This is a genomic window from Oryzihumus leptocrescens, from assembly GCF_006716205.1.
Classification (GTDB): domain Bacteria; phylum Actinomycetota; class Actinomycetes; order Actinomycetales; family Dermatophilaceae; genus Oryzihumus; species Oryzihumus leptocrescens.
Map to the genome: position 1 here is coordinate 2,619,503 of NZ_VFOQ01000001.1, position 23,528 is coordinate 2,643,030.

Sequence of the window (23,528 nt, forward strand, 5' to 3'; positions counted from 1 at the left end):
TATGAGCCTTTTAACATAGAGGACGTGTCGCTGCCGACCTTTCTGAGTCTGCCGGAGCGAGGGAGCAAGCCACGCGTCGCGGGACTGACCCACGTCCTCGACAAGGGAGCCAGCGTCGCCGCAACGGAGGCGGTCCTGGCATCGGGCGCCGCTCACCTCGACCTCTGGAAGCTCGGCTGGGGCATCGCCTACGTCGACCCCGGGCTCCCGGCCAAGCTGTCGCTGCTCGCCGCGGCCGACGTGCGGGCCTGCCTCGGCGGCACCCTCATGGAGATCGCCTGGTGCCAGGGCAAGGTCGACGAGTGCCTGGACTGGGCTTCCGACGCCGGGCTCGCCTGCGTCGAGGTCTCCCGGGGCGTGGCGCCGATGCCGGTGGCGGACAAGCGCGACCTCATCCGGCGGGCGACCGAGCGCTTCGTCGTGCTGTCCGAGGTGGGCAGCAAGGACCCGCAGGATCACGCGAGCCCCGCGGAGTGGGCCGCGGAGGTCGCCGGTGACCTCGACGCCGGGGCGCGCTGGGTGATCGCGGAGGGCCGGGAGAGCGGCACGGTCGGCCTCTTCCGCCCCGACGGCACCGTGCGGGAGGAGCTCGCGGAGGCCGCCCTTCGCGGCGGCGGCCTGGACCGGGTGTTCTTCGAGGCGCCGCGCAAGGACCAGCAGGCCTGGTTCATCCGCGAGTACGGCCCCGAGGTGAACCTGGCCAACATCGCCCTCGACGACGTCCTGGCCCTGGAGACGCTGCGGCTCGGGCTCCGCGCGGACACGTGCGCCGTCCACGCCCCCTGGGTGCCGACGTGAGCCGGCCGCCGGTGGCCCGGCGACCCAACCTGGTGCCCGGCGCCTACCGGGGCGTCGCCGTCTCCGACGTGACCTGCGAGCTCGACGAGGGGTCGCTGGCGGCGCACTTCGTCGGCCTGGAGGCCTACCGGCGGACCCGGTTCGTCGTGGTCCGGCGCGGTGACCAGACCGCGATCCTGGCGGTGGAGAAGGAGTCCGCCGCGGACGGCGCGGACCCGCTGTTCGCGCCGATCACCGGCGTCACCCTGCTCGCCGGACCGCAGGAGTGTGCCTTCGTGGTCCGCCCCGACCTGGACGCCGCGGTGCCCACGATGCTGGCGCGCGCTGCCCGGGAAGGCGCGCCCGGCAAGCGCGGGGTGGTCATGCAGGACGGCTACGACCACATCAGCTTCATCGTGGACCCCGCACCGCTGCGGCTGACCGTCCGCGAGGTCGTCCCGCCCCACCCGGCGAAGCTCTTCGACCAGACCCGACGGCTGCTCGACGTCGCCGAGCACCTGCCCCCCATCGAGCTGGTCGCCGAGGTCGTCGACCTGACCGAGCTGGCGCACAGCCACCCTGCCGAGGCCTACCTGCTGCCCTGCCGGGGCGCCGGCGTCACGGTCGAGGGCAGCGTGACCTGCTACCTGGACCAGCGACCGGAGCACCGGGCCTGGACCCTGCTCGGCTGTGAGCGCTCGCAGCAGATCCACGAGTGGTTCTACGGCGAGCGAGCCGAGCAGGTCGACACCTGCCCCCGGCGGGCCGGGCCGACCCCCGGCGCGGTGCTGACCCGGTGCTGCCTGCTGGAGCACGAGGTGGTCACCGAGCCCGGCCAGGTCGTCGTGCCGTGGGGCGCCACCCTCGCCCAGGTGTCCGAGGCGCTGGTGCGGGTCGTGCGCGAGTGGGAGCCTTCGTGGGCACCCGGCTGACCGACTCCCGGCAGTACGCCCACCTGTGGGGGACCGCCGAGCTCGCGTCGCTGTTCGAGGAACCGGCCCGGCTGCAGGCGTGGCTGGACGTGCTCGCCGCGCTGGCGAGCGCACAGGCCCGGCTGGGGATGGTCCCGGCCGGGGCCGCAGCCGAGATCGCGACGCACGCGCGGGTCGACGCGCTCGACCTCGACCTGGTGGCCGAGCAGACCCGGCTGACCTCGCACTCGATGCTCGGCCTGATCCGGGCGCTGCAGCAGGTGCTGCCGGAGGCGGCACGAGAGCACGTCTACGCGGGCGCCACCGTGCAGGACGTCACCGACACGTGGTTCGCCCTGGCCATGCGCGAGGTCGGTGCGCTGGTCTGGCGCGACCTGCGCGCGATCGAGGAATCCCTGCTCGGGCTCGCCGTCTCCCACCGCGACACCGTGATGGCCGGGCGGACCCACGGGCAGCCGGGGGCGCCGATCACGTTCGGCTTCAAGGCGGCCTCCTGGGCCGACGAGGTGCGCCGCCACCTGGACCGGCTGCGGGAGGGGCGGCCACGGTGGCTGGTCGGGCAGCTGGGCGGGGCCGTCGGAGTGCTCGGCTTCTTCGAGCCGCAGGGCCTGGCGCTGCGGGCGCAGCTCTGCGCGGAGCTGGGCCTGGGCGACCCGGGGATCTCGTGGCTGAGCTCGCGCGACCGGGTCGCGGAGTTCGGGGGCCTGCTGTCCATGGTGTGCGGGACGCTGGCGCGGATCGGGACCGAGGTCTTCGAGCTGCAGCGACCCGAGATCGGCGAGCTGCGCGAACCCACCACGCCCGAGGCGGTCAGCAGCATCACGATGCCGCACAAGCGCAACCCCGAGGGCAGTGAGCACCTCGACACCCTGGCCCGGCTGGTCCGCGCCAACGCCGCCGTCCTGGTCGAGGGGATGGTCGCGGTCCACGAGCGCGACGGCCGCGGCTGGAAGGCGGAGTGGTCGGCGTTCCCCGAGGTCTGCCTGCTGACCGGGGTGGCGCTCGAGGTCGGCGGCCGGCTGGTCTCCGGCCTCGAGGTGGACGTCGAGGCGATGCGGGTCAACGTCGAGCGGCACGGCGACCGGATCGCGTCCGAGCGCCTGCTCGCCGGGCTGGCCGGGAAGGTCGGGAAGCACACGGCGCAGCAGCTCATGCACGAGGTGCTCAGCCCCGGGACCACGGAGGTCGCCCACGTCGTCGACGCCCTCGTCGCCGCCGGCGCCGCCACGGAGCAGGACTGCCGCCACTGGCTGGCCGTGCCCGCAACCGGCGCCGCCGGCGCGATGGTGGACACGGTGGTCAGCCGGGCTCGAGCCGCCCGCGCCGCGGAGCCGGACACATGGCCGTGACCCTGGCCCGCGCCGGGCTGGCGACCCTGCCCACCCCGCTCGTCCGGGCACACCGGCTGGAGGAGGCACTGGCCGCCGGGCCGATCTACCTCAAGCGTGACGACCTGACCGGGTTCGGCGTCGCCGGCAACAAGGCCCGCGCCCTGGAGTTCCTCATCGGCGACGCGGTCGCACGCCGGGCCGACGTCCTGGTCTCTGGGGGCAGCCCCTCCTCGAGCTTCTGCGCCGCGGCAGCGATGGCCGCCACCACCGCCGGCCTGGCGTGCGACCTGTTGTTCAGCGGGCCGGCACCCACCACCCCGGCGGTGAACATCGCCCTGGCCCGGGCGGCCGGCGCGCGACTGCACTTCGACGCCGCCCCGACGCGCGAGCAGCTGGACGAGGCGGTCGTCGCGCACTCGGCGCGGCTGGCGGCCGCGGGCCACCGACCGTATGCCGTGCCCCGCGGCGGTGCCACCGGGGTCGGCGCGGCCGGGTACGCCTGTGCCGCAAGGGAGCTCGCGGACCAGTGTGCCGCCGCGGAGATCTCGCCCGCGGTCGTGGTGGTGGCCACCGGGTCCGGGGCCACGCAGGCCGGCCTGGTCGCCGGGCAGGTCGGTTTCGGGCTGCCGTGGCGGGTGCTCGGCGCCTCGGTCAGCCGCGAGCCCGACGAGGCCCGGGCCCAGGTGCTGGGCGTCGCCCGCGAGTGCGCGCGGCTGCTTGGCCTGGCTCCCCCGGCCGCCACCGACGTCGACCTGCGCGACTGCCGCGGCCCCGGCTTCGGCGTGCCCTCGGAGGACGACCGGACCAGCGCGGCGATCGCCCTGCGCCACGAGGGGCTTCTCCTGGACCCCGGCTACGGGGCCAAGGCGATGAGCCTGCTGCGCCGGGAGATCCGCGACGGCACACCCGCACCGGTCGTGTTCTGGCACACCGGGGGCGTCGCCGCCGCCCTGTCCGCCCTCGTCCAGGGAGCACAGCCATGAACGCTCGCCCACGCCGCAGCGGTCCCCCCGTCGGCTCGGCAGCCCCCGAGCTGGTCGAGAGCGGCTTCACCCTCGAGAACGCCGACGCGCCGTTCCTGCACGACGGGCTCAACCTGGCCGACATCGCCCACGTGCTCGACCTGCGCCGGCGGGGCATCATCCCGGAGGCGGCGGCGCGGGACCTGCAGCGCGTCCTGCTGGAGGTCCACGGCACCGACGCGGCGCACTTCCCCTACGACCCGGCCCTCGGCGAGCCGTACAACTCGCGGGAGCACTTCTTCGTCGAGCGCCTCGGGGACGTGGCCGGCTGGTTGCACGCCGGACGGCCCCGGCGGGAGGCAGCGCGCATCGCGCTGCGGCTCTACGTCCGGCGCCAGCTGCTCGACCTCGTCGACGAGGTGGCCGCGTTCGCCCGCGAGGCCACCGACCTGGCGGACCGGCACGTCGCGACGCTGATGCCGGACCAGACGTACCTGCAGCAGGCGCAGCCCTCGACGTTCGGCCACTACGTCCTCTCGTTCGCCTACCCGGCGCTGAGGGACGGCCAGCGGCTGCTGGACGCCCTGGGGTGGGTCAACCGCAGCCCGGGCGGCGCCGGCTGCGTGAATGGCACCCGGCTGCTCGACGACCGTTCCTTCATCGCCGCCGCGCTGGGCTTCGACGACGTCATCGAGCACACGCGCGACGCGATGTGGCAGATCGACGGCCTCATCCACGTGCTGGCCACCGCCGCCAGCCTCCTCTCGACCCTGAGCAAGCTGGCCGAGGACCTGGAGATCTGGTCGAGCAGCGAGTTCGACTTCGTCGACCTCGACGACGGCTACACCCGCGCGAGCATCCTGATGCCGCAGAAGCGCAACCCCTACGCGCTGTCGATCGTGCGCGGCGCCTCCGGGGTGGTCATCGGCCGGCTCACCGGCTTCCTCGCCGTGGCCAAGAGCCCCTCCGCGCGCAGCGACAACCTGATCTTCGCGTACGGCGAGGTGCCGAGGGCCCTGGACCTGTCCACGCGCGTGACGCGGCTGATGGGCGGTGTCGTGCGCACGCTGCACGTCAACGCCGGGCGCATGGCCCAGGAGCTGGACGCCGGGTACACCCAGGCCACCGACCTGTGCGAGCACATCGTCCAGACCTGCGGGGTCGACTACCGCAGCGCGTACGTGGTCGTGGGCCGGACCGTCCGCGAGGCCAGCCGTCGGGGCGTCCCGGGCCGGGCCATCACCGGCGAGATGCTCGACCAGGTCGCCCTCGCCGAGACGGGACGCACGTGGGGCCTGAGCGGGCGCGACCTGACCGAGGTCCTCGACCCCGCGGCCATCGTGGCCTCCCGGACCGGGACCGGAGGGGCGGCGCCGCCTGCCGTCCGGGCCATGGTGGCGAAGTGCCGGCAGCAGGCGCGCGAGCTGGAGGACACGGTCCTCGGTCGGCGGCAGGACCTCGACGAGGCCACCGCCCTGCTCTTGGAACGGGCCCGCGAGCTGGCCGGGACGGGGGTGCGGTCATGACGGCGCCCGAGCCCCCGGTCCGGCTGCCTGACGACGTCGCCGTGGTCAACGTCGGGCTCACGCTGTTCGCCGACGCGGTGCGTGACCAGGCCGTGCCGGTGCAGCAGGTCGACTGGCGCATCCCGGCCGGCGGCGACCCGGCCATGGTCGAGGCGTTGGAGCAGCTGTACGGCGAGCGGGGCGAGGCGATCGACCGAGCCAACGCCGAGGTGGTGCGCCGCCTCGACCAGGGCGTGCCCCAGCTGGTCGGCTGCGAGCCGGCGGAGGCGCTCCTCCCGGACGTCTCGGGCCGGGTGCTCCTGCACTGCGGGCCGGCCCTCGCCTGGGCGGACGCGTGCGACCCGCTGCGCCGGTCCCTGCGTGCCGCCGCGGTGGCCGAGGGCTGGGCACCGGACGTGGCCGGCGCCGACCGCCTGCTGGAGGCAGGCGCGGTGGCCCTGGAACCGGCATACCGGCATGACGTCGTCCTGCCGATGGCCACGGCCATCGGCCCCACGCAGCCGCTGTTCGCGGTGGACAACCCCCACGGCGGCACCCGCGCGTTCAGCCCGCTGAACCAGGGCTCGGGGGACACGGCCTGGTTCGGCCGGGACACGCCGGGCGCGGTCGAGCGGCTGGTCTTCCTCCGCGACGTCGCCGGCCCCCTGCTCCGCGAGGTGCTTGAGCACTCCGGGCCCGTCGACCTGTTCGCCCTCGCGGCGCAGGGGCTCCAGATGGGCGACGACGTCCACCTGCGCACCCAGGCCTCGACCAACCTGCTGATCCGCACCTTGCTGCCCCACCTCGTGGCGCTCCGGGGCGACGACCGGGTCGAGCTGGCCCGCTTCCTGTCCGGCAACCACCTGTTCTTCCTCAACCTGGCGATGGCGGCGGCCAAGGCCGTGGCACTGTGGGCCGATCAGGTCGAGGGGTCGAGCGTCGTCACGATGATGTGCCGCAACGGGACGACGTTCGGCATCCGGCTCGCCGGCTCGGCGACCGTGCACCTGGCGCCCGCGCCACCGGTGTCCGACGCCCTGTACTACCCCGGCCACGGACCGGAGGACAGCGCGCCGGACATCGGCGACAGCGCCGTGCTCGAGCTGGTCGGCCTCGGGGCGGCGGCCGCCGCGGGCTCGCCTGCGGTCGCCGGCTTCCTCGGCGGCACCATGGCCGCCGCGGCGGCGCTGACCCGGCAGATGCAGGCCGTCTGCGTCACGCAGAGCACCCGCTTCAAGCTCCCGACGTGGCACAACGCGGGGACCCCGCTGGGCGTGGACGTGCGGTCGGTCGTGGAGCTCGGGACGACGCCCCGGGTCACCACCGGGATCCTGGACGCCACCTCCGGGGCCGGACAGGTGGGTGCGGGCGTCGCGACGGCTCCCCTGGGCTGCTTCCGCGCCGCCGTGGCCGCCCTGGCGCAGCCGTGAGCGGGTCACAGCGGTCCGTGGCCGCCCGGTGGGACGGCGGCCTGCGGGCGGTGGTCCGGGCCGGGGACTTCGACCTCGTCGTCGACGAGCCGTCGACGGCCGGCGGCAGCGGCACCGGCCCGCAGCCCACCGACCTCTTCCTCGCGTCCGTCGCCTCGTGCTTCCTGCTCGCCCTCCTGTATGCGGCGGGCAAGGCCGGGATCGAGCTGCCCGGCCTGGAGGTCCAGGCCACCGGGACGTATGCCGGCCTGCAGTTCGCCCGGGTCGACCTCGCCGTCTCCTCCGCGATCCCGGCCAAGCTGCTGGAACCGCTCGTGCCCGTCGCCGAACGCGTCTGCTACGTGACCAACACGTTGCGGGAGGTGCCCGTGCTCGGCATACAGGTGGCTGGCCTGGACACCCCGCCGCTGGCCTGACCGGACCACCCGGGGGTCGCCCTGACGGCTCTTCCGCTTTGCGGAGGCTGACACTATCGTGACCAGAAGTTGCCGATACTAAACGGCAACCATCCTCCGGACGTTGGCCGAGGGGAGCGCTCGTGCCACACAGGATCCTGGTCATCGGAGGCGGAGCCGCGGGGATCGGCGCCGCCGGTGGGGTCAAGGCCGCAGACCCGCGCAACGAGGTGACCGTCTACACCGAGTTCGAGGACGTGGGCTACAGCCCGTGCGGGATCCCCTACGTCCACGGCAAGGAGATCGACAGCTTCGAGCGCCTCTTCCTGGCCCAGAAGGAGGCTTACGTCCAGGCCGGGATCGACGTGCACTACGAGACCTGGGTCAGCTCGATCGACCTCCACCGCAAGGTCATCGACGTCGTCGGCGAGGGCGAGGTCCACTGGGACCGCCTGGTGGTCGCGACCGGGTTCGAGTACTCCGACCCGGGCGTGCCCGGCGGGCGGCTCGACGGGCTCTACTACGTCAAGAACATCCGGCGGGCCATGGAGTGGGACAAGGTCCTGGACACCGTCCGCTCGGCCGTCGTGGTGCATGCCACGCCGCTGGGCCTGGAGATGACCACGGCCCTCGCCCACCGGGGCATCGACACCCACCTCGTCGACCCCCAGCCCTGGGCGCTGGCCGACGTGGTCGACCCGGACATCATCGCGCCGGTGCAGGACTCCTGGCAGGAGATGGGCGTCCACCTGCACTTCAACACCACCCTCACCTCGTTCAACGGGACCCAGAGGCTCCAGTCCGTCGGCACGACCGCCGGTGAGATCCCGGCGGACCTCGCCGTCCTGTCCACCCACAAGCAGCCCAACGTGACCCTCGCTGCCCGCGCCGGCCTGAGGACCGGGCCCACGGGTGGCCTGGTCGTCAACGAGCGGATGGCCACGTCAGCGCCCGACGTGTACGCCGCCGGGGACTGTGCCGAGCTGCCGCACGGCGTGACCCGCGTGGGCGTGACCGGGCTGACCGGCAGCCATGCCTACGCGCAGGGCAAGGTCGCGGGTTTCAACGCCGGCGGCGGGACGAAGCGCTACCAGCCCGTCTACGTGCCGTGGGGGACGCCGGCGGGCAAGTGGGTCATCGGCGGCGCCTCGTTCGGCGAGACCCTGGCCACCGCGCTCGGGCTCCCCTTCGTCGTGGGCCGCGCGGAGGGCATCTCCCGGGCGCGCTACTACCCGGGCGTGCGCCCGGTCAGGGTCAAGCTGCTCGCGGAGCCCGACCAGCTGCGGCTCATCGGGGCGCAGATGGTCGGCCAGGAAGGCATCAAGGAACGTGCCGACTTCCTCGCCACGGCGGTGAAGTTCGGGCTGACGCTGCGCGACCTCGCGGCCATGGAGAACGTCTACTCCCCCGCGATCGGCGCCCTCAACGAGCCCATCGTGCTGGCGGCACAGAACGGCCTCGACAGCCTCGCCGGCGGAGGGTGACGTGCCCGTCTCCCGGTGGCTGCGCCAGCACGCCGAGCACCAGCTCCTGGTCGTCGCCCAGGACCGGGTCGGGCGGCAGTACGGCGGGGCCCGGCCGCGTCCTCCCCACGGACCCGGCGAGCTGTTCTGGCAACGGGTCTTCGCCCCCGCGTACAACCTCGTGCCCTGGTCGCTCCGGAGGAGGGTGCTGTGGGCGATGCCCGGCAGCCACCGGCAGCAGTGGACCTCCTGGGCGCACCCTCCGGGGCGTCGTCCGCCGGGGGTGTAGCCCGGCGCCGGCACCCGTGGTCCTCCTCCCGGGAGGACACCCGCACCACCGCAAGAATGGAGAACCGCCATGGCACAGATCGTCGGAGAACGGGTCAAGATCGGTGACGCCATCGTCGACTACGAGGACAAGGTCTTCGAGGACATCCAGGCCGAACCGGGCGAGCAGGCCTGGATCATGATGCACACGGTGCCGTTCGAGGGCTCGGTCGGGCTGGTCAACATGCTCACCGCGACGCGCATCCGCCGGAAGGGCTTCGACACCCACCTGGTGCTCTACGGGCCCGGCTCGCTCATGGCCGCAGCCACGCGGGGCTACCCCCGGGTCGGCGACGAGGCTTTCCCCGGCGAGCAGCAGTACAACAAGCAGCTGCGCACGTTCATGGACGAGGGTGGCCATGTCTACGCGTGCCGGTTCTCGGCGGCAGCCCTCTACGGGATGCGCGAGATCGACATGATGGAAGGCGTCCGGCCGATCAACCCGCTCGACGTCCTCGACGCCGTGCTCACCGCCCGCCGCGCGGGTGCGCTGCTGATGCAGACCTGGACCGTGTGACCGGTCGCGGGCTTTCCCGGCAGGCGGGTTGGGGCCGCCTGCCCACCACCTGTCTCGACCTGGGCCGGCGCTCGGACCCGGCCGGTTGAGCCGCACGGAAGGGGCGGACCATGGCCTCTGCTGATCGGGTCACGCGCCGCGTGATCGACGCCCACAGCCACATCGGCGAGCTGGCGGCGTGGAAGTTCTACAACCTGCCCACCCCGGTGAAGCCCACGGTGTACGACTTCGCCGGCCCGGACGACTACCTCAAGAACCACCTGGACCTCCGGGGGCTCGAGCGCGGCCTGGTCCTGCCCAACTACGGCATACCCGTGCAGGAACAGCCGTTCTCGCTCAACGACCTGGTGCTCGACGCGGTAGCCCGGGACGACCGGCTCAGCGGCGGCCTGTGGGTCTCGTTCCTGCCCGCCAACCGGGAGCTGACGATGCGGGCCCTGGCGAAGGCCGGCGAGGCGCGCATCGTCGCGCTCAAGACGACCTTCCTCCTGGGAGGCAACCCGAACCCGGAGACCTGGGACGCCGACACGCGGGAGGTCGCGGAGGCCTGCTTCGCGGCCGCGGAGCAGCACGACCTCGTGTTCCACTTCCACACCAGCGCGGGCGGCGCCTCCGACATCAACAACTTCATCCCGATGATCGAGGAGTTCGGCAAGCGGGTGAAGATCCACATCGTGCACTTCGGGGGCGGGGTCAGCGGTCACATCAAGCTGGTCCCCCAGTTCCTGGACTGGGTGGAACAGGGCTACAAGGTCTACACCGACACGACCTGGGCGATCGGGTTCGGTCCCCGGTGGCTGATGACCGAGATCGAGAAGCGCGGCGTCGGGGCGGACCGGGTGCTGTTCGCGTCGGACGAGCCGTGGAGCGACTTCTGGGGCGAGTACTGGAAGATCGCGGGCGCGGACGTGGGTGAGGAGCTCAAGGAGCGCATCCTCCACGGGAACTTCGAGGCGCTGTACGGGACGGGCTAGGGCATCCCCCGCGGCGGCGGCGAGGTGCGTCATGTCGTGGCGTGCTGCAGCGTGGCCCAGATGCCGTAGACGGCGAACGCGCACCCGCCGATCGCGAGCGCCACGCTCAGGAGCGGGTTGCTCCCCCGGCGCGCCGCGAAACGGGGGTAGACCGCGAAGACCACCAGCTGGCTGAGCCACAGGGCCACGAGGGAGGGCTTGAGCAGGGCGTTGTAGAAGCCCTCCGGGTCGATGAGGCTGATCGGCCCGGCGGCCACCAGCGGCACGGCGAGCACGCCGATGACGGTCCCGGTGGGGCGCCTCGTGACGACGTGCAGCAGCCGGCTCAGCGCGAGGAACTCCACCAGCATCACCCCGGCGATGCTGGCGGCGACGCCGAGGCCCACCGCGACGGCCAGCCCCGGTCCGCCGAGGACCCGGGCCACCGCCACGCCGGGGATCGGCGCGCGGGTGAAGGCGGGGTTGGCGGCCAGCGGCGCCACGGTCGCGACGACGCCGACCGCGACGAGGAGGTAGCCCCCGACCAGCCCCCGCCGCATGGTCCTGGTGGGGGTCGCGAGCTCCCCGCCGAGGAACAGCGGAAGGCTGCCGCAGACATACAGCAGGGCGGTCTGCGCGGTCGCGGTGCGGACCGCCCCGACCGGCGCCTGCAGGGTGAACGACCCGGCGGCAGCGCCGTGCCCCAACGTCACCGCGGCCAGGGCTGCGACGAGCACCACCTGGCCGACGGCCAGGAGGCCGGTGACGGCCAGGGTGACGGCGCGTCCTGCGAGCATGACGGCGGCGAGGACCAGCGGGAGCGCGACCTCGACCAGCGGGCGGTAGGGCTGGACGCCCGGCAGCACCGCGGGCAGCGTGTCGTAGGCGATCGAGGCCGTCGTGTACAGCAGGTAGAGCAGGTAGCTCGCGGTCCACAGGCCCGCCTGCACGAGCGCGACCCGCCGGCCGGCAGCAGCCTCGACGAACGCGAAGAGGCCGCCGGAGCCGGCCACGTGGCGGGAGTAGCGCAGCCACACCAGCAGGGGTACGGCGAACACGACCGCAGCGCTGACGTTCACCAGTCCCGCCGAGGCGCTGGCGTCGGCCACGATCGTGGGCGCGTAGAGGGCCGCCAGGGCCAGCGGGCCGCCGAACGAGACGAGGACGACACCGAGGAAGGCCGGCGACCTGATCGGCTCGCCGGGCTGGGCCCGCCGCTGGTAGCCGGGCGGCCCGACTCCGGGGACACCCGGAGCCGCGCGCTCGGCCGGCGCCGTGGAGGTCATGCCCAGCCGCCACCGCCACCGGAGGACTTGGTGGTCGACGGCGACGAGCCGCTGGCCCCGGCCATCATGGTGATCGACGCACCGGCCGGTGACACCACCCACCACTTGGCGCCGAACCCGTTGACGCCCTGCCCCTTGAGGTCACCCGCGGCGGCGTCGCCGGCGAAGTAGTACAACGGGTGGCCGCTGTAGGTCACCTGCTTCGAGCCGTCCGCTCGCGTGATCGTGGCGAGCATGGCGGCCTTGGCCGTGCCCGCTGCGGTCGGGGACCCCGTGGTCGTCAGCGGCGGCCAGTACCTGGCGCACGCGGTGGAGCAGGCGGACTTGCCGCCGGTGTCCGCGACGAACAGGTAGAGCGTGCGTCCCGCGCTGTCGGTCAGGTAGGTGCCGACCGGGCCGCTGTGGGTCTCGACCGTCACCGTGGCGGCCGCCACGCTGCTCGGGCTGCCGGAGGCCGGCGAGCTCGTGCCTGCGCTGGTGGTCGAGGAGGACGTGCCGCAGGCGGCCAGCAGGAGGGCCGGCACCGCGACCGCGACACCCAGAAGTGCGCCGGTCCGCGTCCTGGCAGGAAGGGTCGTCATGGCTGCTCATCTCCTTCGGGGACCGGTTCCCCGGGTGGGCGCCGGGTCCGCGTTGTGGGTTCAGTCCACACACGACATCCGCCGCTGCCACGGTTCACCCCGACCGCCGAGAGGACGGCTCAGGCCTGCCCCTCCTGGAGGGCGCGCAGCACCCTGGCCGACCGCTCGTCGGTGGGGTAGAACGTCTCGATCGCCAGCTCGGAGACCGTCACGTCCAGCGGCGTCCCGAACACCGTGGTGGTGCTGAACATCGAGAGCTCGTGGCCGCGGACGCGGCACCGCATCGGGACCACCAGCGCGTCGTGGTACTGGCTGCCGTCCTCGTCTCCCGGCAGCTCGCGGAGCTCGTCCAGCAGCGTGGCGAGCACGGGGGCGCCTGTGGCCTGCACCTGCCGCTCGAGCCGTCCCAGCAGGTGCGCCCGCCAGGCCGCGAGGTTGACGATGCGGGGCGCGAGCCCGTCCGGGTGCAGGCTGAGCCGCAGCACGTTCGCCGGTGGCTCCAGCAGGTGCGCGGCCACGCCCTCCATGAGGATCCCCGCCGCCCCGTTCGCCGCGACCAGCTCCCAGTGCCGGTCGACGACGACGGCGGGATAGGGGTCGTGGGCGTCGAGGATCCGGTTGATCGCGTCGCTGATGGCCGACATGGGGGCGTCGGTGAGCTGGTGCTCGGGGAACGCCGGCGCGAAGCCCCCGGCCAGGAGCAGCTCGTTGCGCTGGCGCAGCGGCACGTCCAGGCTCTCCGACAGGTGCAGGATCATCTCGCGGGTCGGCTTCGCGCGGCCGGTCTCGACGAAGCTGAGGTGCCGCGTGGACACCTGCGAGCTGCTGGCCAGGTCGAGCTGGGTCAGGCGTCGTCGCTGGCGCCAGGTCCGGAGGAGGTGCCCGACGGTCGGGTGCGCTGCGGTCGCGGTCGTCATGGCCGCATTCCATCGTCCTTCCCAGCGGTTGTGCCATGACCTTTGAGGTAATCGACTGGCGTCGCGCCGCGACCGAGGATCGTCCCCATGACCCGCCGCAGCCCGCGGCGGACCGACCGAGGACGGGACGATGACCGACTTCACCCAGCTGGCCCAGAGCTACATCGAGACGTGGAACGAGACCGACGCGACCGCCCGGCGTGCGGCGGTCGAGCGCCTGTGGGCGCCGACCGGGCGCTACGTCGACCCCATCGTCGACGTGCAGGGGCACGAGCAGATCGCCGCCACCATCGGCGCCGTCCAGGAGCAGTTCGCGGGGATGGCCTTCGAGCTGCTCGGCGGGGTCGACTCCCACCACGCCCAGGCCCGCTTCCAGTGGGGACTCGGCCCCGCGGGCCAGGAGCCGCTCGTCGTCGGGTTCGACGTGCTGGAGGTCGGGCAGGACGGCCGCGTCGCGACCGTGCTCGGCTTCCTCGACCGCGTCCCGGCCGGGGCGTGAGCGCCGTGTCCACGCCCAGCTACGCCGTCGGGATCCTGACCCGGGTCGACCTCAACGACGAGGTGGTGGAGTACCTGCGCCGGATCGACGACACCCTGGCCCCTTTCGGCGGCCGGTTCCTGGTGCACGGCGCCCGGGCGCGGGAGCGGGAGGGCACCTGGCCGGGCGGCCTCATCGTCATCGGGTTCCCCGAGGACGACGGGGCGGCCGCCTGGTACGCCTCGGACGCCTACCAGGCGATCATCCCGCTGCGGGCCGCCAACGCCGACGGGTGGATCGCGCTCTTCGACGGCGTCGTCCAGCCCCACCGTGGCATCGACGTCCTGCAGGACGCCCACGCCTGAAGCGGTTCCCGCCGCACGAGGAAGGCCCACCGCGCGGGGCCTTCCTCGCTGCCGTGACGGCGACCTGTCGCCGGGGGTGGGCGCGCGGCATACGTTGGAGGCATGGCCAACCGCCTCGCCACCGCCACCAGCCCCTACCTGCTCCAGCACGCGGACAACCCCGTCGACTGGTGGCCGTGGTCCGAGGAGGCCTTCGCCGAGGCCCGGCGCCGCGACGTGCCGGTGCTGCTCAGCGTCGGCTACGCCGCGTGCCACTGGTGCCACGTCATGGCGCACCAGTCCTTCGAGGACGAGGAGGTCGCCGCTCTCGTCAACGAGGGGTTCGTCGCGGTCAAGGTCGACCGCGAGGAGCGGCCCGACGTCGACGCCGTCTACATGACCGCCACCACGGCGATGAACGGCCAGGGCGGCTGGCCGATGACCGCGCTGCTGACCCCGTCCGGGGAGCCGTTCTTCACGGGCACCTACTTCCCCAAGGCCGGGTTCCTCCAGCTGCTCGCCGCGGTCCAGGACGCGTGGCTGACCCGGCGCGAGGAGGTCGTGGCGGCCGGCGACCGGATCGCGGGGGCACTGCGGGAGGCGGTCGCCCGGTCGACACCGCCGGCGCCCCTGGACGCCGCGGCCCTGGACCAGGCCGAGGAGCAGCTCGCCGGCGCGTTCGACCACCAGCACGGCGGGTTCGGCCGGGCACCGAAGTTCCCCCCGTCGATGGTCCTGGAGGCGCTGTTGCGCCACCACGCCCGCACCGGCTCGACCCGGGCGCTGGACATGGTCGAGCGCACCTGCGAGGCGATGGCCCGGGGCGGGATGTACGACCAGGTCGGGGGTGGCTTCGCCCGGTATGCCGTGGACGCCGCCTGGGTGGTCCCCCACTTCGAGAAGATGCTCTACGACAACGCCCAGCTTCTGCGGGTCTACCTGCACCTGTGGCGTGCCACCGGATCCGTTCTGGCACAACGCGTCTCGCGGGAGACCGCGGACTTCCTGCTGCGAGAGCTGCGCACGCCCGAGGGCGGGTTCGCCTCGGCGCTGGACGCCGACACCGACGGCATCGAGGGGCTGACCTACGCCTGGACCCCGCAGCAGCTGGTCGAGGTGCTCGGGCCGGAGGACGGGCACCGGGCCGCCCAGCTGCTGCACGTCACCGAGGCCGGCACCTTCGAGCACGGCATGTCCACGCTGCAGCTGCGCGCCGACCCGCCGGACCCGGCGTGGTGGGCCGACGTGCGGGCGCGGCTGAAGGAGGCGCGCGACCTGCGGCCCCAGCCGGCCCGCGACGACAAGGTCGTCACCGCCTGGAACGGCCTGGCCATCGCGGCGCTGGCCGAGGCGGGCGCACTGCTGGACGACCCGGCCCTGCTCGAGGCCGCCGCGCGCTGCGCCCGCTTCGTCGTCGACACCCACGTCGTCGAGGGCCGGCCGCGCCGCACCTCCCGCGACGGGCGCGTGGGCGAGGCGGCCGGCGTCGCCGACGACCACGGCGACCTCGCCGAGGGGCTGCTGGCGCTGCACCAGGCCACCGGCGACCCGCAGTGGCTCGAGGTGGCGGGCACGGTGCTGGACCTGGCCCTGACGCACTTCGCCGACGGACGGGGCGGGTTCCACGACACCGCCGACGACGCCGAGGAGCTGTTCACCCGGCCGCGCAGCGACGCCGACAACGCCGAGCCCTGTGGCCAGTCCTCGATCGCCCACGCCCTGCTGACGTGGTCCGCGCTGACCGGATCCGCCGAGCACCGCGAGCGGGCCGACGCCGCGATCGCCGCCGCCGGCGCGCTGGCCGGCCGGGACCCGCGCTTCGCCGGCTGGACCCTCGCCGCCGCCGAGGCGTCCCTGGCCGGGCCGCTGCAGGTCGCCGTCGTCGGCGAGGACGCCCACGCCGGGGCGCTGCTGGACGTGGCCCGTCGCTCCTCCTCCCCGGGGCTCGTCCTCGCCGCGGGCGCACCGGACGCGCCCGGCATACCCCTGCTGGCGGACCGGCCGCTCGTGGCGGGCGGGTCGGCCGCCTACGTGTGCCGCGGGTTCGTCTGCGACGCGCCGGTCACCGACGCCGCCGCGCTGCGGGAGGCCCTGGCGCGCGGCTGAGCGGACAGGGTGCCGAACCGCCCCTCCCGCGGGACCATGAGGCATGACGCGTGCCCCCGAGAGCGTCCACAGCATCGCCGCCGCGACGCTCGGTGACCTGCCGGACGACCGGCTCGAGCTGTTCCGCGTGCGACTCGACCGGTGGTGGACCGACCTGTGGCACGGGCTGCGTGGCGTCTACTCCCCCGCCGCCACCGAGGAGGTCGCCAAGCGGCTGGTCGTCCTGGCCGCCACGGCCTACCGCGAGCGCGACCCCGAGCTGCACCGGCTGGACCTGGAGCGCATTCTGCAGCCGGACTGGTTCCAGTGCGAGCAGATGCTGGGCTACGCGGCCTACACCGAGCGGTTCGCCGGCGACCTCGACGGGGTGCGCAAGAAGATCCCCTACCTGGAGGAGCTGGGGGTCACCTACCTGCACCTCATGCCGCTGCTGCTGCCCCGTGACGGCGACAACGACGGCGGCTACGCCGTGGCGGACTACCGCAGGGTGCGACCCGACCTCGGCTCGGTTGCTGACCTTCGCGAGCTGGCCTCGGCGCTGCGACGGTCCGGGATCAGCCTGTGCCTCGACCTGGTGCTCAACCACGTCGCGCGCGAGCACGAGTGGGCGGTGCTGGCCCGCCAGGGCAGCGAGAAGCACCGGGCCTACTTCCACCTCTTCCCGGACCGGCGCGAGCCGGACGCCTACGAGCAGACCCTGCCGGAGGTCTTCCCCGACTTCGCCCCGGGCAGCTTCACCTGGGACGACGAGGTCGGCGCGTGGGTGTGGACCACGTTCAACGCCTGGCAGTGGGACCTCAACTGGGCCAACCCCGACGTCCTCGCCGAGTTCGCCGACATCATGCTGTTCCTGGCCAACCTCGGCGTGGAGGTGCTCCGGCTCGACGCGATCGCCTTCCTGTGGAAGCGGCTCGGCACCACCTGCCAGAACGAGCCCGAGGTCCACCACCTCACGCAGGCGCTCCGCGCGGTGATGCGGATCGCCTGTCCCGCAACGGTTTTCAAGGCTGAGGCGATCGTGAGCCCCCGCGACCTGATGCAGTACCTCGGGCAGGGCAGCCACCACGGCAAGGTCAGCGACCTCGCCTACCACAACGCCCTCATGGTGCAGGTGTGGTCGATGCTCGCGGCGAAGGACGTCCGCCTGGCCGCGCACACCCTGGGCTCCCTGCCGCCGTCCCCGACGACATCGGCGTGGATCACCTACGTGCGCTGCCACGACGACATCGGCTGGGCCGTCGACGACCGCGACGCCGCGGCCGTGGGCCTGTCCGGCCCCGCCCACCGGGCGTTCCTGTCCGACTGGTACACCGGGGACTTCGCCGGCTCCCCGGCGCGGGGGCTGACGTTCCAGCACAACCCGGCGACCGGCGACCGGCGGGTCAGCGGCACGACCGCGAGCCTCATCGGGCTGGAGGCCGCGCTGGAGCAGGCCCACGCCCCCAGCGCGCTGACCCGGCGGGACCCGGCCGACCCGGCGCCCGACACCGCCGACGTGCGCGCCGCCCTGGCCCGGGTCCGGCTGGTGCACGCGATCGTCTTGGGCTGGGGCGGGGTCCCGGTGATCTGGAGCGGGGACGAGCTGGGCCAGCCCAACGACCCGCACTGGGCCGACGAGCCCGGACACGCGGACGACAACCGCTGGGCGCACCGGCCGCGGCTGGACCGGGAGCTCGCCCACGCCCGGCACGACCCGGGGACCGTCCCCGGTGCGGTGTTCGAGTCACTGGCCCACCTCGCCGCGGTGCGCTGCGGGCTGCCCCACCTGCACGCGGCCGTCCCGACGCAGGTGCTGCCGGTGGCCGACCCCGGCGTGCTGGGCACGGTGCGCCGGCACCCGCTCGGCGCGCTCGTGGCGCTCTACAACGTCACCGACACCTGGCGCGCCTGGCCGGCGGAATGGGTGGCCGACGAGGGTGTCGACGACCCGTACGACGCGATCGGCGCCCACCGGGTGCAGCCCGGCGAGGACGGCAACCTGTGGCTTCCGCCGTATGCCGCGTGGTGGCTCGTGCAGCACCCCTGAGCAGGTGCGCCGCGTCGCCCACCAGTGCCCGCGCGGGCTCAGGCCTCGGGCTCCGCCTCGATCGCGTCGAGGTCGCGCAGGGCGTAACGCAGGTGCTCCCACTCCTCCTCGAGGATCACGTGCAGGCACGAGAGGACGGTCTCCTGTTCCTCGGGGTCGTGCGGATTCCGGCGCGTCGAGGCCAGCACGGTGGGCGAGACGGTCGCGAGGAAGTCGCGCACCATCGCGACGCGGCCGGCTCGGACCTCGAGCACCTCGGCGTACGACGGAGCGACCCTCGAGAAGACCGCCACGTCGTTGCCGTCGGCCTCGCTCTCGGCGTTCGGCTGGCCGATCGGGTGGTAGGGCTGCTCGATCTCCAGGATCGCGCGGCCCAGCCAGGTGTCCGTGGCCATGACCAGGTGCCGCAACGTCTGCGCGAACGACCACTCTCCCCCCACCGACACGTCGACCGTGCCCGCCGGCATGGCCTCGACGCGCTCGAGCGCGGTCGCCCACGTGCGCTCGAGCGTGGCCCAGGCCGCTCGCAGGCCGTCGGGGTCCACGGCGCGCCGGTCCGCGCGGCCGGGGAAGCGGCGGTCGAGCTCGGCATCGACCAGCGGGGCCACGTCGACGCCGTTGACGCGCAGGAAGCTTCCACCGCCCTCGCAGAGCCACGGCGCGTCGATGTCGGCTCCAGCCAGGTCGACCCCACGCATCACGACGCCGGACAGGTCAGCCCGGACGAACCGGGCGCGGCGCAGGTCCGCGTCGACGAACTCCGCTCCCTGCAGCTCATCGGATCGGGTGAAGCTGGCCATGGCCCCTCCTCGTGGTGCGTCCCCGTGTGGCCCCGCGCCACATCATCGACCAGGAAGCACCCTCGTGGGTGCGTTCCGCGGGATCACCCGGCGCCGGGCAGTGACTCGGACGAATTCGCTTGAAGGGACCGTCCGGCCGTCCGTACGTTGCCGCAGTGACCACCACGGTGCCCTACCGCCCGCTCCCGCTGGACCTGTCCGACGTTCGCTACGCCCACAGCCCCGACTCGGTGGTGCAGCCGGGAGTGCCCGTCGGCGAGACCGTCGAGCTCGACTGGAGTGCCAGCGCTGTCTACCCCGGCACCTCGCGGAAGTTCTGGGTGCACGTCCCTGCGCAGTACGACCCTGCCGAGCCGGCGGCGCTGATGGTGTTCCAGGACGGGCGCCTGTACCTGGACCCCGAGGGCGAGGTCCGCGGCGGGATCGTCCTGGACAACCTCATCCACAGCGGGGACATCCCGGTGACCATCGGCGTCTTCGTCGACCCGGGTGTCCTCCCGGACGCCGAGGACCCCAAGAACCGCAACGTCGAGTACGACGCGTTCGACGACCGCTACGTGACCTTCCTGTTGGAGGAGATCCTGCCCGAGGTCACGTCGCGCTACGCCGTCACGACGGACCCCGACCGGTGGGGCATCTGTGGGGGCAGCAGTGGCGGCAACTGCGCGTTCACCGCCGCGTGGTTCCGCCCGGACCGGTTCCGTCGGGTGATCACCTGCCTGTCCAGCTTTGCGCAGATGCCGGGCGGAAACCCCTACCCCGAGCTGATCCCCGGCGTGCCCGGCAAACCGCTGCGCGTCTTCATGCAGGCGGGGCACCGTGACCTCGGCTGGGACCAGCCCGGGCGGAACTGGCTCGCCGAGAACCTGCGCGTCGCCGCCGCTCTCGCCGAAGCCGGCTACGACGTCCGTCTGGCCCTCGGCGACGGTGGCCACAACCCCAACCACGGCGGGGTCCTGCTGCCCGACGCCCTCCGCTGGCTGCTGGGCCGACCAGGGACAGCCGCCGCAGCCCGCACGGTCGACGGAACCGGCCGCGATGTCCCTGGCACCTGCGCCAGCGTCGGCCGAGGCACCGTCCGACCAGCCACCGCGGACGACCTCGAGGCGTTGCTCGACGTGCAGGAAGAGGGCGCGGTCGCCGGACTGGCACACATCTTCCCGCAGGACACGCACCCGTTCCCGCGAGCGGAGCTGCTCCAGAGATGGTCCGCAGAGCTCGAGGACCCGGCCATCAACGTCTACGTCAGCCTCGATGCCAGTGGGGCACTGACGGGTTTCGCCGCCACGCGAGGTGCCGAGCTGCTGCACTTCGGGACCGCCGTGCGCACCTGGGGCACCGGCGCGGCCCAGCAGCTGCACGACGCGGTGCTCGGCGAGCTGTCACGCACCGCCCCCGTGGGAAGCGGCCAGCTTCGGCTGCGCGTGTTCGAGGCCAACCACCGGGCGAGGCGCTTCTACGAGAAGCTCGGCTGGACCGGGACGGGGCAGCGCACCCACACCTCGTTCCCGCCGCATCCGGTCCTCGTCGAGTACCACCGCAGCCGGTGACCTCCACGACTCGACAGCGACGTTGACGTCAGAGCACGATCGCGCGGTAGTCCGGCTCCAGCCGGGGGAGCTCCTGGACGAGCCCGGGCGCGCCGACGAACAGCGCCGTCGCCCAGATGTCGGACCACAGCAGGGACGGCCCGACCACCGTCACCGAGCCGGTGCGACGCACCCACTCCTGGCGCTCGGGGTCCCACAGGTGCGCGCCGCGCGCGGCGGTACCGGACGTGGCGACCCCGCCGCGGACCATCTCGACGACCTCGGCGATCCGGGAGCGGTCGCGGGGGTCCTCGATGCCGATGCGCCACGGCCGCGCCGGGCCGCTGGCGTCGTGGCCGCCGAGGGCGATGTCGCCGCCGGCGTTGACGCTGTGGGCGTAACCGTCCAGCCGGTCCAGCACCCCGGCCGCCCGTTCGACGGCCCAGCCCTTGACCAGCCCGGTGGGGTCCCAGCGCCGCGTGCCGTCCTCGTCGGGCAGCTCGCAGGTGAACGCCCCCTGCGTGCGCTCGGTCGCCTGGCGGCACCAGCTCGCCACCTCCCGCACCAGGGGGTCGCTGTCGGCCAGGCTCAGCTCGCCCCGGCGGATCCGGCGGACCTCGCTGCCGCGCTGCCACAGGCTGAACAGCGCGTCAGCGTGCCGCAGCTCCTCGAACGCCTCCTCCACGACCTGCTCGACCGCGGCGCACCGCAGGTCGGCGCCGCGCAGGTGGATGCTGACCGGCATCCCCATGATCTGCTCCACCCAGGCCCGCTGGCCGGTGGCGAGGTCGGCGGTCACAGGTGGGCCTTGTCGATCGCGGACTGCAGCGACTGGATGTAGCCACCGCTGGTGACCGTGGCGCCGGAGACCATGTCGATCCGGGCGCTCTGGGCGCTGATCGCCTCCTGGCCCAGCACCGGCAGGGCGTAGCCGTTGATCTCGGCGTCACGCGGGTTGTCCTGCGGGTACTGCACCGGGGTGACCTGGGTGATCTTGCCGTTGCTCACGCTGATCTGGATCTGCACCGTGCCCCAGCGGGTGGCCGCGGGGTCGCCGGTGAACGTGCCGGACGTCCTGCTCCCGGAGCCGGTCGAGGGCGTGGTGGTCGTCGCCTTCGGCGCCGGGGTGGTCACGGTGCCCGACGAGCCGTCCTCACCCCCGGAGTCGTCGCCACCGCCACCGGTGCCCGACGTCGTCGTCGGGCTCGGCGTCTGGGTCGAGCTGCTGCTCGTCTGCGGCAGGGCGGCACCCACGGCCGCCGAGGCCGTCGGCGTGCCGCTGTTCGTGCTGGTCCGGTAGCTGAAGAGCAGGACCAGGATGGTGATGGTCGACAGGAGTGCGGTGATGATGCGTCGCATCGGGCTGGGTTCCCCTCGGGTATGCCGGGTGGCTGTCCTGGTCAGTAGCTGAAGCGTTCGAGGTGCACGTGCCGGGGCGGCACGCCGGCGGCCTGGGCGGCCCGCCCGGCGGCGGTCATCCAGCCCGCGCTCCCGCACAGGTAGACGTCGTGGTCGGACACGTCCGGCACGAGCTGGCGCAGGGCGCTCACGTCGTCGAGGTCACCGGCGGACTCGGGCAACCAGCTCTCCACGCCCTGGCGGCGCCGGCCGGGGACGAGGAACAGCCGTGCCCCCTTGGCCGAGGCGAGCTCGACCAGCTCCTGGCGCAGGATCGCGGTGTCGTCGTGCCGGCATCGGTAGATGAGGGTGACGTCGCCGGGCCGCTGGTCGAGCTCCTCCAGCAGCGCCCGCATCGGGGTGACGCCGATGCCGGAGGCCATGAGCAGCACCTTGCGACGGGTACGCACCCCGGCGTGCAGGCGGCCGTAGGGACCCTCGACCAGGACCCGGGTGCCGGGCTTGACCCGTGCGAGGGCGGCCGACCCGTCACCGAGGTGGGCGGCGGTGATCCGCAGGCTCGTGCCGTCCGGCGCGGCCGACAGGGAGTAGGGGTGGGCCCGGCTGGCGCCCGGACCGTCCAGGAAGCGCCACTGGAAGAACTGCCCGGCCCGCGCCCCGAGCCGGTCCAGGTCGCGGCCGCCGATGACCACGGTGGTCACCGAGGGGCTCTCCGCGCGGACGTCGGTGACGACGAGGCGGTGACGCCAGCTGCGGTAGACGGGAAGCCCCACCCGGTAGAGCAGGACGCTGCCGGCGGCCGCGGCGTACAGGCCCCACCAGAAGACGGTGGAGACCGGCGAGGTGAGGAACTCCTTGCCGGTCCACAGCTGGTGCGGCAGGGCCAGGCCGGCGCCGAGGTAGGCGTAGAGGTGGATCAGGTGCCACGACTCGTAGCGCAGCCGGGCCCGGGCGGCCTTGACCGAGGTCACCACGACCGCGACCAGGGCAACCGTGCCGGCCACGGCCAGCAGCATGCCCGGGTAGTTCACGACGAAGTCGACGATCGTGCCCCACAGGCCGGCCGGGGAGGTGGCCGCGTAGCCCAGCGTGATCAGCACGATGTGGGCGAGCATGAGGTTGAACGAGGTGAAGCCGACCAGGCGGTGGCGCCGGGCGAGCTCGTCCTGGCCGTAGCTGCGCTCGACCGCGGGGATGCGGGCCATGAGCAGCACCTGGATCAGCAGCAGGTCCGAGGCGACCAGGCCGGTGACCCGGCCCAGGCTGGTCAGCCCGGTGCCCACGGCCCCCAGGTCCTGCAGCCCGCCGCCGGCGACCCACAGGGCCACGACGAACAGCAGGCTCAGCCAGGTCAGCGCCCCGGCGGCGTCGCGCCACCAGCGGGGCGTCTGCGGCGCAGGCGGCACGGTGGGAGCCCGGTCGACGCGGGAGCCGGCCGGGCGCTGCTGCTCGATGACCTGCGGTGTCGTGCTCACGTGGTCCAGATTCGGGGCGGATGCTGGGCGTTTGC

General features: G+C 73.5%; 23 protein-coding genes. 16 read left to right on the forward strand and 7 right to left on the reverse strand.

Features of this window, described 5'->3' with window-relative positions:
• The first annotated feature begins 24 nt into the window (after nt 1-24).
• The 11 genes from FB474_RS12225 (at nt 25) to FB474_RS12275 (ending at nt 10,613) form a co-directional block, all read left to right on the forward strand.
• Complete coding sequence (locus FB474_RS12225) at nt 25-798, forward strand: phosphosulfolactate synthase (RefSeq protein ID WP_221632523.1); 774 nt, start codon at nt 25-27, stop codon at nt 796-798.
• Nucleotides 795-1,709, forward strand: a complete 915-nt coding sequence (locus FB474_RS12230; protein WP_141788901.1) for an XcbA family protein — start codon at nt 795-797, stop codon at nt 1,707-1,709. Before FB474_RS12225 ends, FB474_RS12230 begins: the two co-directional genes overlap by 4 nt.
• The gene (locus tag FB474_RS12235) at nt 1,694-3,058 is read left to right on the forward strand and encodes a class-II fumarase/aspartase family protein (RefSeq protein ID WP_141788902.1); all 1,365 of its coding nucleotides are present in this window, start codon (nt 1,694-1,696) and stop codon (nt 3,056-3,058) included. The genes FB474_RS12230 and FB474_RS12235 overlap by 16 nt, the downstream gene beginning before the upstream one ends.
• Entirely contained in the window at nt 3,049-4,023 is a 975-nt protein-coding gene (locus tag FB474_RS12240; protein ID WP_141788903.1) for a 1-aminocyclopropane-1-carboxylate deaminase/D-cysteine desulfhydrase, read from the forward strand. The genes FB474_RS12235 and FB474_RS12240 overlap by 10 nt, the downstream gene beginning before the upstream one ends.
• Nucleotides 4,020-5,528 (forward strand): argininosuccinate lyase, encoded by a 1,509-nt coding sequence (gene argH / locus FB474_RS12245; protein ID WP_141788904.1) that lies wholly within the window; start codon nt 4,020-4,022, stop codon nt 5,526-5,528. The genes FB474_RS12240 and argH overlap by 4 nt, the downstream gene beginning before the upstream one ends.
• Entirely contained in the window at nt 5,525-6,937 is a 1,413-nt protein-coding gene (locus tag FB474_RS12250) for a YlbE family protein (protein WP_141788905.1), read from the forward strand. Before argH ends, FB474_RS12250 begins: the two co-directional genes overlap by 4 nt.
• Nucleotides 6,934-7,353, forward strand: a complete 420-nt coding sequence (locus tag FB474_RS12255; RefSeq protein ID WP_185746153.1) for an OsmC family protein — start codon at nt 6,934-6,936, stop codon at nt 7,351-7,353. Before FB474_RS12250 ends, FB474_RS12255 begins: the two co-directional genes overlap by 4 nt.
• Nucleotides 7,354-7,475: 122 nt before the next feature.
• A complete protein-coding gene (locus tag FB474_RS12260) occupies nt 7,476-8,816 on the forward strand; it encodes an FAD-dependent oxidoreductase (protein ID WP_141788907.1) in 1,341 nt (446 codons plus the stop codon).
• A gap of 1 nt (nt 8,817) precedes the next feature.
• Nucleotides 8,818-9,084, forward strand: a complete 267-nt coding sequence (locus FB474_RS12265) for a hypothetical protein (protein WP_141788908.1) — start codon at nt 8,818-8,820, stop codon at nt 9,082-9,084.
• Between the two features lie 69 nt (nt 9,085-9,153).
• Nucleotides 9,154-9,639 (forward strand): MSMEG_0572/Sll0783 family nitrogen starvation response protein, encoded by a 486-nt coding sequence (locus tag FB474_RS12270; RefSeq protein ID WP_141788909.1) that lies wholly within the window; start codon nt 9,154-9,156, stop codon nt 9,637-9,639.
• Between the two features lie 110 nt (nt 9,640-9,749).
• The gene (locus FB474_RS12275; protein ID WP_141788910.1) at nt 9,750-10,613 is read left to right on the forward strand and encodes an amidohydrolase family protein; all 864 of its coding nucleotides are present in this window, start codon (nt 9,750-9,752) and stop codon (nt 10,611-10,613) included.
• Nucleotides 10,614-10,642: 29 nt separating this feature from the next.
• Here FB474_RS12275 and FB474_RS12280 read toward each other — a convergent pair whose 3' ends face one another.
• The 3 genes from FB474_RS12280 to FB474_RS12290 form a co-directional block, all read right to left on the reverse strand.
• The gene (locus FB474_RS12280; RefSeq protein WP_141788911.1) at nt 10,643-11,878 is read right to left on the reverse strand and encodes an APC family permease; all 1,236 of its coding nucleotides are present in this window, start codon (nt 11,876-11,878) and stop codon (nt 10,643-10,645) included.
• Nucleotides 11,875-12,459 (reverse strand): COG4315 family predicted lipoprotein, encoded by a 585-nt coding sequence (locus FB474_RS12285; RefSeq protein ID WP_141788912.1) that lies wholly within the window; start codon nt 12,457-12,459, stop codon nt 11,875-11,877. The genes FB474_RS12280 and FB474_RS12285 overlap by 4 nt, the downstream gene beginning before the upstream one ends.
• Nucleotides 12,460-12,578: 119 nt before the next feature.
• Nucleotides 12,579-13,376: a helix-turn-helix domain-containing protein gene (locus FB474_RS12290; protein ID WP_141788913.1), complete on the reverse strand. Its 798-nt coding sequence runs from the start codon at nt 13,374-13,376 to the stop codon at nt 12,579-12,581.
• A gap of 130 nt (nt 13,377-13,506) precedes the next feature.
• Between FB474_RS12290 and FB474_RS12295 the strand changes: the two genes are divergently transcribed.
• The 4 genes from FB474_RS12295 (at nt 13,507) to FB474_RS12310 (ending at nt 18,330) form a co-directional block, all read left to right on the forward strand.
• On the forward strand, nt 13,507-13,875 hold the full coding sequence (locus FB474_RS12295) for a nuclear transport factor 2 family protein (protein WP_141788914.1): 369 nt from the start codon (nt 13,507-13,509) through the stop codon (nt 13,873-13,875).
• 5 nt (nt 13,876-13,880) lie between these two features.
• The gene (locus tag FB474_RS12300; RefSeq protein WP_141788915.1) at nt 13,881-14,219 is read left to right on the forward strand and encodes a DUF1330 domain-containing protein; all 339 of its coding nucleotides are present in this window, start codon (nt 13,881-13,883) and stop codon (nt 14,217-14,219) included.
• 102 nt (nt 14,220-14,321) lie between these two features.
• Nucleotides 14,322-16,304 (forward strand): thioredoxin domain-containing protein, encoded by a 1,983-nt coding sequence (locus tag FB474_RS12305; protein WP_141788916.1) that lies wholly within the window; start codon nt 14,322-14,324, stop codon nt 16,302-16,304.
• Between the two features lie 43 nt (nt 16,305-16,347).
• Complete coding sequence (locus FB474_RS12310; RefSeq protein ID WP_141788917.1) at nt 16,348-18,330, forward strand: alpha-amylase family protein; 1,983 nt, start codon at nt 16,348-16,350, stop codon at nt 18,328-18,330.
• A 38-nt stretch (nt 18,331-18,368) separates the two neighbouring features.
• Here FB474_RS12310 and FB474_RS12315 read toward each other — a convergent pair whose 3' ends face one another.
• Nucleotides 18,369-19,130 carry a DinB family protein gene (locus tag FB474_RS12315; RefSeq protein WP_141788918.1) on the reverse strand — a complete coding sequence of 254 codons (762 nt, stop codon included), beginning with the start codon at nt 19,128-19,130 and terminating at the stop codon, nt 18,369-18,371.
• Nucleotides 19,131-19,285: 155 nt separating this feature from the next.
• Here FB474_RS12315 and FB474_RS21205 point away from each other — a divergent pair, with 155 nt between their 5' ends.
• Nucleotides 19,286-20,680 (forward strand): GNAT family N-acetyltransferase, encoded by a 1,395-nt coding sequence (locus FB474_RS21205; RefSeq protein ID WP_246092158.1) that lies wholly within the window; start codon nt 19,286-19,288, stop codon nt 20,678-20,680.
• 28 nt (nt 20,681-20,708) lie between these two features.
• Here FB474_RS21205 and FB474_RS12325 read toward each other — a convergent pair whose 3' ends face one another.
• The 3 genes from FB474_RS12325 to FB474_RS12335 are packed head-to-tail and all read right to left on the reverse strand — an operon-like array spanning nt 20,709 to nt 23,493.
• Nucleotides 20,709-21,458, reverse strand: a complete 750-nt coding sequence (locus FB474_RS12325; protein WP_221632524.1) for an FAD:protein FMN transferase — start codon at nt 21,456-21,458, stop codon at nt 20,709-20,711.
• Nucleotides 21,455-22,018 carry an FMN-binding protein gene (locus FB474_RS12330; RefSeq protein ID WP_141788919.1) on the reverse strand — a complete coding sequence of 188 codons (564 nt, stop codon included), beginning with the start codon at nt 22,016-22,018 and terminating at the stop codon, nt 21,455-21,457. The genes FB474_RS12325 and FB474_RS12330 overlap by 4 nt, the downstream gene beginning before the upstream one ends.
• 41 nt (nt 22,019-22,059) lie before the next feature.
• A complete protein-coding gene (locus tag FB474_RS12335) occupies nt 22,060-23,493 on the reverse strand; it encodes a ferredoxin reductase family protein (protein ID WP_246092159.1) in 1,434 nt (477 codons plus the stop codon).
• Nucleotides 23,494-23,528: the final 35 nt, after the last annotated feature.